This is a genomic window from Nocardia glycosmidis, assembly GCF_052545115.1.
Genome location: NZ_JBQWRH010000004.1, coordinates 242311 through 255431, shown reverse-complemented (window position 1 = coordinate 255431; position 13121 = coordinate 242311). Strand labels below are relative to the sequence as shown.

General features: G+C 68.5%; 10 protein-coding genes. 5 read left to right on the top strand and 5 right to left on the bottom strand.

Annotation, left to right across the window (positions count from 1 at the left end; translation table 11 throughout):
• The first annotated feature begins 180 nt into the window (after nt 1-180).
• The 3 genes from ACT86A_RS07155 to ACT86A_RS07145 all read left to right on the top strand — a co-directional run bounded on the left by ACT86A_RS07155 (nt 181) and on the right by ACT86A_RS07145 (nt 4084).
• Nucleotides 181-921 (top strand): VOC family protein, encoded by a 741-nt coding sequence (locus tag ACT86A_RS07155; RefSeq protein WP_445091188.1) that lies wholly within the window; start codon nt 181-183, stop codon nt 919-921.
• A 492-nt stretch (nt 922-1413) separates the two neighbouring features.
• The gene (locus ACT86A_RS07150; RefSeq protein WP_445091187.1) at nt 1414-2931 is read left to right on the top strand and encodes a DUF7782 domain-containing protein; all 1518 of its coding nucleotides are present in this window, start codon (nt 1414-1416) and stop codon (nt 2929-2931) included.
• A gap of 184 nt (nt 2932-3115) precedes the next feature.
• Entirely contained in the window at nt 3116-4084 is a 969-nt protein-coding gene (locus ACT86A_RS07145; RefSeq protein ID WP_445091186.1) for a sigma-70 family RNA polymerase sigma factor, read from the top strand.
• A gap of 169 nt (nt 4085-4253) precedes the next feature.
• On the opposite strand, the gene ACT86A_RS07140 is transcribed toward ACT86A_RS07145, so the two are convergent.
• The 3 genes from ACT86A_RS07140 to ACT86A_RS07130 form a co-directional block, all read right to left on the bottom strand.
• Nucleotides 4254-4556, bottom strand: a complete 303-nt coding sequence (locus ACT86A_RS07140) for a DUF4333 domain-containing protein (RefSeq protein WP_445091185.1) — start codon at nt 4554-4556, stop codon at nt 4254-4256.
• A 162-nt stretch (nt 4557-4718) separates the two neighbouring features.
• Nucleotides 4719-7433, bottom strand: a complete 2715-nt coding sequence (locus ACT86A_RS07135; RefSeq protein WP_445091184.1) for a bifunctional acetate--CoA ligase family protein/GNAT family N-acetyltransferase — start codon at nt 7431-7433, stop codon at nt 4719-4721.
• Nucleotides 7426-8697, bottom strand: a complete 1272-nt coding sequence (locus ACT86A_RS07130; RefSeq protein ID WP_445091183.1) for an acetoin utilization protein AcuC — start codon at nt 8695-8697, stop codon at nt 7426-7428. Before ACT86A_RS07130 ends, ACT86A_RS07135 begins: the two co-directional genes overlap by 8 nt.
• A 209-nt stretch (nt 8698-8906) precedes the next feature.
• Between ACT86A_RS07130 and ACT86A_RS07125 the strand changes: the two genes are divergently transcribed.
• Together ACT86A_RS07125 and galE are read left to right on the top strand one after the other, a co-directional pair.
• Nucleotides 8907-9593, top strand: coding sequence for an iron-dependent transcriptional repressor DtxR (locus ACT86A_RS07125; RefSeq protein WP_445091182.1), 687 nt, complete (start codon nt 8907-8909; stop codon nt 9591-9593).
• Nucleotides 9594-9596: 3 nt separating this feature from the next.
• On the top strand, nt 9597-10577 hold the full coding sequence (galE, locus tag ACT86A_RS07120) for a UDP-glucose 4-epimerase GalE (RefSeq protein WP_445091181.1): 981 nt from the start codon (nt 9597-9599) through the stop codon (nt 10575-10577).
• A gap of 164 nt (nt 10578-10741) precedes the next feature.
• Here the strand turns inward: galE and ACT86A_RS07115 are convergent, their stop codons facing one another.
• Both ACT86A_RS07115 and ACT86A_RS07110 read right to left on the bottom strand, forming a co-directional pair.
• The gene (locus tag ACT86A_RS07115) at nt 10742-11818 is read right to left on the bottom strand and encodes a DUF4192 domain-containing protein (RefSeq protein ID WP_445091180.1); all 1077 of its coding nucleotides are present in this window, start codon (nt 11816-11818) and stop codon (nt 10742-10744) included.
• A gap of 485 nt (nt 11819-12303) precedes the next feature.
• Nucleotides 12304-13002: a sensor domain-containing protein gene (locus ACT86A_RS07110; protein ID WP_445091179.1), complete on the bottom strand. Its 699-nt coding sequence runs from the start codon at nt 13000-13002 to the stop codon at nt 12304-12306.
• Between the last annotated feature and the right edge of the window lie 119 nt (nt 13003-13121).

Sequence of the window (13121 nt, the reverse complement as noted above, 5' to 3'; positions counted from 1 at the left end):
GTGGCCGGAACGCCACATATCGTCGAATTCGCGCCATTCTGCGGGTCGCTGTGTGTTCGGACAACCTGGGTAGGCGCCCCTGATGTCGCAGCGAAGCCGTCCGCACGACGGTCACCACTTCGGTAAGTTCTCGGGAACCAGCTCGGGGAACTGGCTCGGGGCACTAGGACAGGAGTGAACATGATTCGGTGGATCTGGGTTTTCCTGGACCGCCCGGCACAGCGTTTCGACGACTGTGCGAAGTTCTGGTCCACGGTCACCGGTACCCAGCTCTCGCCGCGACGCGGTCCGGACGACGAGTTCCTCACCCTGCTGCCCGACCCGGCGCTGTTCGCCGCCGCGAGCGTGAAAATGCAGGCGGTGACGGGTCTCGGCGGCGTCCATCTCGATTTCGACGTCGACGACATACCGGCTGCCGTCCGTACAGCGCTCGACCTGGGCGCCGAACTGGTCGCCAATCACCCCGATTACGCCGTGTTGCGCTCCCCCAGCGGCCAAACGTTCTGCCTCACCCCGAGCGGCCGCGCCATGAGCACGCCCGCTCCGGCCGTGCCCGCACCAGACGGCACGCTGTCGCGGCTGGACCAGGTGTGCCTCGATATCGGCGCCGCTGATTACGAGGTCGAAACCCGCTTCTGGTCATTGTTGACCGGCTGGACGTCCCAGCCCGGCGGACGACCGGAATTCGCCCGTCTGCGCCCAGCGCAACCACTGCCCGCACAGTTGCTGTTGCAGCGCCTCGGCGAGAACCGTTCGACCAGCGCGCACGTCGACCTGGCCGCCCAGGACATCGAAGCCACCGCGGCCTGGCACGAATCGCTCGGCGCGACTGTGCTGCGGCGCCATGAGCACTGGATCGTGCTGAGCGATCCCAGTGACGCGCACTACTGTGTCACCGCGCGCGACCCGAACGGCGTCTGACGCCGCCCGGCCGCTCATCGACAGCGGCCTTCTCTACGCCGCCGCCAGGCACGACGTGCACACATCGCCAGCCATATGAGTTGCCTTGCGGCCCAAGCCATATTCGGACTGTTGGGCCGGGTCGCGCTGATGGTAGGTTTCGGTGCGCCAGCGTCCACGTCATCGCTCGAGGGCTCGGATGTACAGCGCAAGGGACCGCGGATCAGCCAATCTCGAGCCTTGTGGCGGCACGGATCGGCGCAACGTTGCGGGGGGCTGTCGACCGAACGGCTCCGCGCGACGCACCCTCAGACGCCAAGGCTGTGATACGCGAATACGCGGATACTGCGACCGCGGATTCGCCGGGCCGCGCGAGCCTTGTGGCGGCGCGGGTCGGCCCAACGTTACGGGGCTGTCGGCCGAACAGCTCGGCGCGACACACCCTCAGGCGCCCGGGCTGTGATACACGGACACCGCGTCCATGCCGAGTGGTGGCGGTGGCAGAGTACCGATGTGCCTACGAACCGAGCGACTACCACCGAACCGCTGCTCACCGCGCTGTGCCCGGACCTGCGGACCGCCCTGACCCGCGTCGGCTACGACGCCGACACCTTGCTCGAGGTGCTGGGCGATGCGCATGCCGCGCTGGGCCGCTCGGAGCCGGTTCCGGTGCGCAGGGCGGCGCAGGGAGCAGGCGAGCTGGGCACGCTCATCCGGCTGTTGCTGCTCGGCGACGCGCTGCCCGAGCGGGAAGTCGCCGCCGCGCTCGCGCCGGTGGACCTGGATCGCGCGGTCGCCGCGGGACTGCTCGTCCGTGACGGCGACGCCGTACGGGCGGCGCTGGACCTGCGCCCACTGGACACCGGGGCGGGCACGCGATGGATTCTGTCCGACCTCGACGACTCGATGCGCCCGCGGACCCTGACCGAGGACCACGTGCTCGGCGTCGGCCACGCCTCTCTCTCGCTGTTGCGCGCGACCCCGACCCGTCCGGTCGGCACGGTGCTCGACCTCGGCACCGGGTGCGGAGTACAGGCGATACATGCCGCCGCCTACGCCCGGCAAGTCACGGCCACCGATGTCAACCCCCGCGCGCTCTGGCTGGCCGAAGCCACCGCCGCGCTGAACGACCTCGACATCGAATTGGTCGAAGGTGCCTGGTTCGACCCGGTCCGGGGTAGGCGCTTCGACCAGATCGTGGCCAATCCACCGTTCGTCGTGGGTCCCGCCCGCGTCGAGCACACCTACCGTGACTCCGGCCTCGCGCTCGACGGCGCAAGCGAACTGGTGTGCTCCCAGGCGGCCGACCTGCTCGCACCGGGCGGCACCGCCGCGATGCTGGCCGCGTGGGTCCATGTGGACGGAGAGGATTGGCGCGAGCGAGTCTCGTCCTGGTTGCCCGCATACGGTGTCGACGCCTGGGTGGTGCAGCGCGACGTCGCCGATCCCGCCCTCTACGTCGGCACCTGGTTGCGCGATGCAGGTCTGGACCCGCGCGATCCCGCGACGCAAGCCCGTGCGGAGAGCTGGCTGGACGCCTTCGCTTCGGCTGCGGTGGATGGCATCGGTTTCGGCTTCGTCTACCTGCGTGCCATCGACGGTCCGACCGAACTGCTCGCCGAAGACCTCGTGCACGGCTTCGACGACCCGCTCGGCGAGGAGGCCGCCCGCTATTTCGAGCGTTCGGCCTGGTTGCGCGCCGTGCATGACGACACGAATCTCGCCTGGTCCACCCGTTTCGCGGTAGACCCCGCGACCGCGTTGGAGCGCGTGTACCTGTCCGGCGCCGACGGCTGGGCACCCGAGGTGGCGCGGCTGCATCGGGGCGACGGCCCGCGCTGGCAGCACGAAGTGGACGAGACCACCATCGCGCTGCTGGCGGGAATGCGAGCCGACGGCCTGCCGTTGTACCAGCTGGTCGAACTACTGGCGCTTGCCTACGGCTGCGAGGAGGTGACCGCCGAGTTCGCGGCCGACGCGTTGTCCGTGGTAACCGGGCTGGTACGTCACGGATTGGTACGGCCCGTGTAACCGTACGGCAACCGGCGCCGGTCCCGGCCGGGCGATCGCCCCGCAACGCGCTGCTTCTCAGGAACTTCTCAGAAGAGAGAGAAGGAAACCGCAGCTCAGAGCGGTTTACGTCAGCCGTAACGGGGAACTTTCTCCCTGTCGGGTCCGTTGATCGGAGTGAGACACCACCGACAGGAGGCAAGTCATGACAAGCCCCGCCACCACTCGTGTGCGCACCAGCGATTCGGACCTCGACGCCCAGAGCCCTGCCGCCGACCTGGTACGCGTGTACCTGAACGGGATCGGCCGCACCGCGCTGCTCACGGCTGCCGACGAGGTCGAGCTGGCCAAGCGCATCGAGGCGGGCCTCTACGCGCAGCATCTGCTGGAAACCGGTAAGCGGCTGCCGGCCGGCCGGAAGCGGGATCTAGCCCTCATCGTGCGCGAAGGTCAGGCCGCCCGGTCACATCTGCTCGAAGCCAACCTGCGCCTTGTTGTCTCGCTCGCCAAGCGCTACACCGGCCGCGGAATGCCGCTGCTCGACCTCATCCAGGAGGGCAACCTCGGGCTGATCCGGGCCATGGAGAAATTCGACTACGCCAAGGGCTTCAAGTTCTCCACCTACGCCACCTGGTGGATCCGCCAGGCCATCACCCGCGGCATGGCCGATCAGAGCCGCACCATCCGGCTGCCCGTCCATCTGGTCGAGCAGGTGAACAAACTGGCCAGGATCAAACGCGAACTGCACCAGCAGCTCGGCCGGGAGGCTACCGACGAAGAACTGGCCAACGAGTCGGGCATCCCGGTCGACAAGATCTCCGATCTGCTCGACCACAGCCGTGATCCGGTGAGCCTGGACATGCCGGTCGGCAACGACGAAGAGGCCCCGCTCGGTGATTTCATCGAGGATTCCGAGGCCACCTCCGCCGAGTCCGCGGTCATCGCCGGTCTCCTGCACCACGATGTTCGCAGCGTCCTCGCCACCCTGGACGAGCGCGAACAGCAGGTCATCCGGTTGCGTTTCGGCCTGGACGACGGCCAGCCGCGCACCCTGGACCAGATCGGCAAGCTCTTCGGCCTCTCCCGCGAGCGGGTGCGCCAGATCGAGCGTGAAGTCATGGCGAAGCTGCGCAAAGGCGAGCGGGCCGACCGGTTGCGCGCGTACGCCAGCTGATCATCCCCAGCACCGGTAGCTCGCAGGTAGCTCCGGTGCCCGACTCGGTGGCCCTCCAGGGGTCACCTTCCCACGCCGACCGGTGACCACGCGCGCCCGCCCCCTCCGGGCGTCGCGGGTAACCGGTCGGCGGTGTCCCCTCCCCTCCCCTCCCCTCCCTCGGGCGTGCTCAGCTCTGGTCGAAGGCGATGTCGTATTTGACCGTGTCGCCCTCGACCGAGGTCACGGTCAAGGTCACGCCCAGGACGTCGGCGCCCGCGGTCAGCGTGCAGCGCATCGTCGTTCCCTCCTTGCCGGTTAGGTCGCCCGGACAATCGACCGCGTCGGGTTCCTGCCCGACTTTTTGCGTGAGCGAGTCTCGGACCGACTTCTCCAAGTCTGCCTCTGCCACCTTCGGCGTGCCGATGCTGACCGAGCACGCGGTGAGGGCCGCCGCGAACAGTGACAACAGAGCAGGGATTCGGATCTTCATGGCGGGCAGGCCTTTCTATCGGGCGAATCTGGCCTCCACAGATCGTGGCAAAAGCGATCGTCCGTTATCGAGCAACCTGCGACATGGCCTGTGCGAGCCAACGGCTCAGGCGCGCCACCCTGTCGTCGGGGTGCCTACTTCGCCGCGCCGGCTGCAGTGACCTCAACCCAGCCGGCGCGGACCGGTATCGAAGCGGCTCGGTTCCGGGCCGATCCTGGCACGTGCGTACAGGATCTCGGCCGAGCTACGCGAGGCCAGCACCGGGTCGAAGGACAGTTCTCGCATCTCCGGCAGGTCGTCGAACAAAGCCGAAATGCGCTGGGCGAGTTCGGCGAGGGCGGCTTTGTCGACGCGCGGACTGACGGCAGTACCCGACAGCAGCGGGGCGGCGCGCGGCGCGTCGATCAAAGCGGTGGCTTCGTCAGCGGTCAACGGCAGTGCCCGGTAGGCGCGGTCACCGAGGAGTTCGATAATCATGCCGGATAGTCCGAACTCGATCACCGACCCGAAGGACGGATCGTCCTGCACGCGCAGGATGCAGCCGACACCCTTGGTGGCCATCTTCTGGATGTGCAGCACCGGATCGCCGCACAGCTCGGCCAGATCGGTGTACGCCTGCCGCACCGCCGTCGGCCGCCACAGATCCAGTCGGACGCCAGTGAGATCCGGCCTGCGCCGCCACAACTCGCCGGTCGCCTTGGCCGCCACCGGGTAACCGAGCTCCTCCGCGGCCGAGACCGCCTCGTCGGCGGTGCGCACCTCGCGAAACTCCACGACCGAAATGCCGTAACAGGCAAGCAGTTCCACGGTCTGCAGATCAGTCAGCCGGCGACCGCCCGATCCGGCCATCCAGTCGGCCACCAGCCGGCGGGCGCGGTCGGTGTCGATGCCGTGCGGCCGTACCACCGCGGACCCCGGCCGAGTCCGCCAATCGGCATAACGCCAGACCCGGGCCAGTGCCCGCGCGGCGCGTTCCGGGTCGGGATACGAAGGAATCGATCCGCGCACCGCGGTGTCGTCCTCGCCGCGCACCGTGAGCAGGTGCGGCAGCCCTTGCACTGCGAAGAATGTGGTGACTATCGGCTTCCCCGCATCGGGCACGGCGGCCGCCGCCGCGCGGATCGCATCGGCGAACCCGGCAGTCGGCAGTGGCACGGGGGGCGCGAAAAGGACGATCACAGCGTCGATCTCGTCCGAGCTCAGGGCCGCGACCAGGGCATCCGAATACGCGCTCGGTGACGCCTCCGGGCCGAGATTCACCGGGTCGCCGACCCGAAGCCCCTCGCCCCTGGCAGCATCGATGGCCAGCCAGTTGAGGGCCGCGCTGTTGCCGACCACCGCCGTCCGCGGGCCGCGCGGCAGCGGTTGATAGGCGAGCAGCGCAGCGCAGTCGAAGAGCTCGGAAATCGAGTCCACCTGCACGATGCCCGCCTGCGCGAACAGATCCCGCACGATCGAGCGGTCCATACCACCGTCCGGCTGGGCGACGGACCGGCCACTGCTCACCGCGACGATCGGCTTGGTCCTGGCCACCCGTCGCGCGATCCGGGAGAACTTGCGCGGATTGCCGAAGCTCTCGAGGTAGAGCAGCACCACGTCGGTGTCCGGATCGCTGTCCCAATATTGCAGCAGGTCGTTGCCGGACACGTCGGCACGGTTACCCGCCGATACGAACGTCGACAGGCCGAGATTGCGCGCGGCGGCCTCGCCGAGAATCGCCGCGCCCAATGGCCCGGATTGACAGAAGAATCCGATGCGTCCACGGCCGGGCAGTACCGTGGCCAGTGTCGCGTTCATGGCCACCCGCGGGTCGGTATTCGCGATACCGAGCGCGCTCGGTCCGACCACGCGCATCCCGTGGCCGCGCGCCGCTGCGACGAGCTCACGTTCGGCCGCCACACCGTCCGGACCGGTTTCGCTGAACCCGGCGGTCAGCACCACGAGACCCTTGACGCCCTTGGCCAGGCAGTCGTCCAATACCGACCCGATCGCCGTAGGCGGCACCGCGACCACAGCGAGATCGACTTCGTCGGGGATCTCCCGCACGGTCGCGTACGCACGTACCCCACGCACCGAGTTGCGGTGGGGATTGACCGGGAACACCGGTCCCTGAAACACACCGGACAGCAGGTTCGTCAGGACCACTCCACCGACCCGCCCCTCCGCCGGGGTGGCGCCGATGACCGCGACCGATCGCGGTGCGAGCAAATTGCCCACGCTGCGCGCCTCCGAGGCGCGTTCGCGCGAATCACGGACCGACAGCAGCGCTTCGGTGGGGTCGATGGCGAACTCCAGGTGCAGCACCGAGCCGTCCCTGCTGCGCTCGACGTGATAGCCCGCCTCACGGAACACCGTCACCATGACGGTGTTCTCCGCCAGCACCTCGGCGACGAAGGTGTCGATCCTGTTCTCGGCGGCGGCGCCGGCCAGGTGTTCCAGCAGAATCGATCCGAGCCCACGCCCCTGATGCCCATCCGCCACCACGAACGCGACCTCGGCCGCCCGCGGGCCTACCCGGTCCAACAGCTCGTAGCGTCCTACCGCCACGATCGCCTCGCCCAGTTCCAGCACCAACCCGACCCGGTCGCGGTAATCGACATGCGTGGTCCGGTGCAGGTCATTGGGCGAGATCCGCGGATATGGACCGAAATACCGTAGATACCTGGTGCGCTCGGACAGTGCGCGATGGAACTCCTGCAACCGATCAGCGTCGTCGGGCGTGATCGGACGAAGCCGCACGACGCCGCCATCGGAGGCCAGCACGTCGGCGAACCAGTGCTGCGGCGGCCGAGGCGAGGTGACCGGGGCGTTGGCAGCGGGGGCTGCGGCAGCCGCAGCGTCGGTAACAGGTGCGTCGGTATCAGGGAAATCAGTCACGAGGGTCCTCCGGATCGAGGCCCAGCAACCCGAAAGTCGCTCGGCGGGTAGCCAGCACGGCCATGTCGACGGCGTGTTGGGCGCGGTCGAGCCGCACGTCCCCCGTCTCCCCGGTTCCACCGGGACCGTCCCACGGGCGGTAGGCACCGTCACCACCGTCGCCCATCGTGCGTGGCGGATCCGACTGCGGCGCCACGGCTCGGATTCCGTCGATCCAGCTCTGCGGGATCGGCGTCCCGGGGTCGATGGTTCGATCCAACGCGGTGGCCAGCAGATGCGTCCAGGCTCGCGGCACCACCCGGACCAGACCATATCCGCCACCGCCGAGGGCGAGCCAGCGTCCGTCGGCATACCGGTCGGCGAGGTCGCGCATAGCTCGGAAGGCCGCCCGCTGACCATCGACGGTCAGTTCCAAGTCGGCTAGCGGGTCCTCCCGATGCGTGTCCACCCCGCACTGGCTGACCACGATCTGCGGACGGAACGCTGCCACCGCGCCGGGGACCACCGCATGGAAACCACGCAGCCACTGTGCATCCCGCGTGCCTGGTAACAGCGCCAAGTTGATCGATGTACCCTCCGCCGCGCCCGCGCCGGTCTCCCCCGGCCAACCGGTGTTGGGCCACAAGGTTGCCGGGTGCTGGTGCAGCGAAATGGTGAGCACCCGAGGATCGCTGTAGAAGGCCCGCTGCACACCGTCACCATGGTGTACGTCCACGTCTATGTAGGCGATGCGGTCGAATCCATGGTCCAAAAGCCAGGATATGGCCACCGCGGGATCGTTGTAGACGCAGAACCCGGCGGCCGAATCGGGCATCGCGTGATGCATGCCACCGCCGATGCTCACCGCGCGTTTGGTGCGTCCCTCCGCGATCTCACGGGCCGCGGTCAGGGTGCCACCGACGATCGTGGACGCGGCCTGGTGCATGCGCGGAAACACGGGATTGTCCGGCGACCCCAAGCCATAGGGTGGTGCGGCGGGCGAACCGATCGGCGGCACGGCGTGTTCGACTGCGTCGAGGTAGTCGGGCGTGTGAATGCGCAGCAGGTCCGGGCGTTGCGCGCCGGCGGGTTCGAGCAGTTCGACACCCTCGAGCAATCCGAGACTTTCCGCCAGTGCCATGGTGAACTTCAGGCGCGCCGGTTTCATCGGATGCTCCGGGGTCCAGGCGTAATCCAGAAACCGGTCGGTCCAGACGACGGTTCCCGGCCGGGTCGTGCTGGGCGGCGCCGGCGCCGGCGGTTCTCCATGCGGTGCAGTGGCCATACTCGCAACGCTAGCGGGAAGCAAGCGACCTCGCGGAACGTTCCTATGCAGTACAAGTACGAGCAAATGCGGTCACGGCGGCCTGCCGTGCGCCGACCGGTTTGCCGGGGCGCCGCCGGATACGTCGGACGCAGCGCGAAGCGACACGATCCGGCAGACGGCGGTGTCGGCGTGCGTGGGTAGAATTCGTGCCGACGAAGGGGTAACAGGTGAAGGATCTGGTCGACACCACGGAGATGTATCTCCGTACCATCTACGACCTCGAGGAGGAGGGCGTGGTGCCCCTGCGCGCCCGGATCGCCGAGCGCCTCGAGCAGAGTGGCCCGACAGTGAGCCAGACCGTTTCACGGATGGAGCGGGACGGTTTGCTGCTGGTTGCCGGAGACCGTCATCTGGAACTGACCGAGAAGGGTCGCGGCATGGCTGTGGCGGTGATGCGCAAGCACCGGCTGGCCGAACGGCTGCTCGTCGACATCATCGGACTCGACTGGCAGAACGTGCACGCGGAGGCCTGCCGCTGGGAGCACGTGATGAGCGAGGACGTCGAGCGACGCTTGGTCGAGGTCCTCAACCACCCGACCACCTCCCCGTATGGCAACCCCATCCCGGGTCTGGACGAACTGGGCGTCATGCCGCCGACGGCCGCCGACGAGAGGCTGGTGCGGCTGTCGGATCTGCCGTACGGGCGAATGCACGCGGTGGTCGTGCGCAGGCTCGCGGAGCACATCCAGACCGACCCGGAGGTCATCGGCCGCCTGCGCGAAGCGGGCGTCGTGCCGGACGCGCGCGTCACGGTCGAGAACAAGCCGGGCACGGTCGTCATCACCGTGTCCGGGCATCATGGTTTCGAGTTGTCGGACGAGATGGCGCACGCCGTCCAAGTGAAGCTGGTCTGACGCGTGAAACTTCTGGTCACGGGTGGCGCGGGCTACGTCGGTGGCGTCTGCGCCCAGGTTCTGCTCGAAGCTGGACACGAGGTGGTCGTGGTCGACGACCTGTCCACGGGCAACGCCGACGGCGTTCCCTCCGGCGCCCGGTTCGTCGAAGGCGATGTGGCGGTGGCGGCACCTGCGCTGCTGGCGACCGAAGCTTTCGACGGCGTCCTGCATTTCGCGGCGCAGTCGCTGGTCGGGGAATCGGTGCAGCAGCCGGAGAAATACTGGCACGGCAACGTGGTGAAGACGTTCGAACTGCTGGAGGCGATGCGGCGCGCGGGCACCTCGCGGCTGGTCTTCTCCTCGACCGCGGCCGTCTACGGGGATCCGGAGCAGATGCCGATCACGGAGACCGCCCCGACCCGGCCGACCAATCCGTACGGCGCGTCGAAGCTGGCCATCGACCACGCCATCACCTCCTATGCGATCGCGCACGGGCTTGCGGCTACCAGCCTCCGGTATTTCAACGTCGCGGGCGCCTACGGTGGTCTGGGCGAGAACCGGGTGGTGGAAACGCATCTGATCCCGCTGGTGTTGCAGGTCGCGGCCGGTCACCGCAAGGCGATCTCGGTCTTCGGTACCGACTGGCCCACCCCGGACGGCACGGCGGTCCGCGACTACATCCACATCCGCGACCTCGCCCAAGCTCATCTGCTTGCCCTGGCGACCGCGGAAGCGGGCACCCACCGGATCTACAACCTCGGCAGCGGTACCGGATTCTCCGTGCGAGAAGTGATCTCGGCCTGCGAGCGCGTCACCGGGCTGCCGATCGCCGCGCTGGACGCGCCGCGCCGCGCCGGCGACCCGGCGACGCTGATCGCCTCCAGTGAGCGCGCCACCACCGAACTCGGCTGGCAGCCCGAACACAACGACCTCGACGAGATCGTCATGGACGCCTGGAGCTTCCTCCAGTCGCTCGGTTCCCGAGCGCACAGCGCTCGATAGTCGGCTCCGCACTGCCCGAGTCGGCCATGCCCCGGCTCGGGCACGCGCACCCTCGCGAGCCCGACCGAGCGACTCCGCGACGACGCGAATCCCGGCACGGCAAGCCCGAAGCCCGGTGGCGAAAATACCCCCACCGACTCGGACATCCGACCTACACCGCCTGCTCACGGTGCCTGCATGCCGAGATCGACCCCCAGACCGGCGGCGGTCTGGTAACCACTGCGGGCAAGCCGCCGCAACTGCTCGGGACGCATACCCAGGCGCAGCGAGGTGTCGAGTAGCACTGCCATCGAATGACCAGGATCCGCCTCCAGCGCGGCCTCCAGCGCGATCCCCGCGAGTGGACCGTCACCGCGAACATACGCGCTGTAGCCGAGCAGTGCTGCGGCCTCGGCGCGATCCGGACCGGACAGTGCGCGGGTCAGCGCTGCCCACAGCGCTTCAGCGGCGGCGGCATGGTCGCCGACGGCAAGGGCGAACATCGTGTCCCGGACGGCTCGATCCCGCAGGGCGGCGGCGAGTTTCGCGAGTTCGGGCGCCGTCAGCGCTGCGCCGGACGAGATGTTGGCGATCTGCCACAGGACGTAGTCGAGGGCCTGCCTGCTGTATTCACTCGTATCACCGCGACGCGCAGCCCGCGCATACCGCTCCCTCGCGAGGACAAGCGCGTTCTCCAAATGCGCCGCCACTTCCGCACCCGTCGGCGCGTCCACCGCGACCAGGTCGGTGAGTTCGGAGCGGGAGCCGCGGATCTGCCTGCCATCCAGCACATGGGTCAGCGCAACCATCGAGGCAGCCGGATCCCGCAGCACTCCACGCCGGTCCGGTCCTGCCAGGTTCCACCAGCGCTGCCCGGCGGCGATCCGGCGTACAGCCCACACCCCGCCGAGCGCGATACCGGAGAACGCCAAGCGCCTACCCAGCGCTGCGACCAGTACGTCGAATCGCGCCGCGGCGCAGCGATGCCGTTGCGCGTGGACTTGCGGTTCTTCGGCGCGATCGTCGACGAGGACCGCCAGTACCGAAGCTGCCTCATCGCCGCAGATCCGCGTGACGGCAGCGGCCAGCGTCCCGGATAGCACCCGCCCTCCACCGGGTGAGTCCAGATCGAAACGCACCACCGCGTCGACCACTGCCGCTTCCACGGCCCCGTGCCGCAAGACGAGCACCACCACCGACCGCTCCGGGGTGAAGCCCAGCATCGCGGGAATGGCCGCAATTAGTTCGCCCGGATCATCCACGCGCACAGCGTGTTCCGGAACATCACGAACGAATGGTGGAGGCTCGTCGCAACAATGGGTCATTCGGTCCCGAGCGACGCCGATACGCCGCGAGGTTTTCCCGGCTGTCTGCACCCGGGGTGCCGAAAATGCCACCCGCGCAACGATATCGACGTGATCGGCGCTTCCGGCGCCGAAGGAGGCAGGGCAGCTCGGTGCACTACGGCTGCGCGGACCCGAACATGTGGCACGGTCCTTGCCGGCGGACGCGGACGCGGACTCGGCATCGACCGGCTCAGGAGCGGGATAAGGTGTCGCGGAAGTGCTCATGCGGCGAGTCTTCCCGTCCGCGCTCTTCATTATCGGCTGCCGACCAGGCCTTTCAGCTGGGCTGGGGAATTCGCTTCGCGCTGTGCATGATCCCGCCCACCGGACGGCGCCGACCGCGATCACTGTCGGTGGCAGGTGCTATCGTGCCGCCGGGCGCGGCCCAGGGCCAGTTGCGATCACCCCTCTCGCACCTTTCGCACGGCCGTCGAGAACAGTGTGTCCAGGGCTGCCATATCCGGTTCACCGTCATCGAAAGACATGTAGGTCACCGAGATTCGCACATCGTCGAGCTGAGCGACGAGTGTCCGCATGGACTGGATGAGCCCGGCACCGCCCGCCTCCGGCCGCACGGTCCGGCGCAGCGCCACAGCGTCATCGGCATCGACCGGTGGTGGCGCGTCCAACTCGGTCCACACAGTGGTCGCGGCGCCCGCGCGGGTCACCCGCACCGATCCGCACTGCGCCAGCCTGGCCCGCAACGACGCCAACGGCTCGTCGGTGCGCGCCAATTCGACGGTCAAACTGGCGCGCGTGGCGTCGTCCGTGCCCACCGCCATCGCCGTCCGATCGGGGCCGAAGTCCTGGCGGGGTGGCACACACCGGCTGGGTTGCACGGCGGCACCACGTCCCATGCCGTCCAGATCGCCCGCGGCCTGGGCTACGGCCTGCTGCGGCAGTACCACCGCCGGATACCGCGCTGGAAACTGCGCCGGATCCGGCAACAGCGTCGGCAGTTCCGCACTCACCTGCCGGGTCACCGTGGGGAGCGCCGACGAAACCGGGCGTCCCGGCACCGTCGAACCGCATCCGGCCAGCACTGCGACGCAGACGACCGGCACCGTCCAGCCGAGCCTGCTGCGCGTCGAATCCACCACGGTCACACCCTCACTGTGCCAACTTCGGGTCCGCCGCCGCAGCTGCCACGCCGCCGGACCGGAATGCACGGGCCACCGATGATGTTGCGTTGGGGTATGGGTCCATGCCCGGCCGAGTG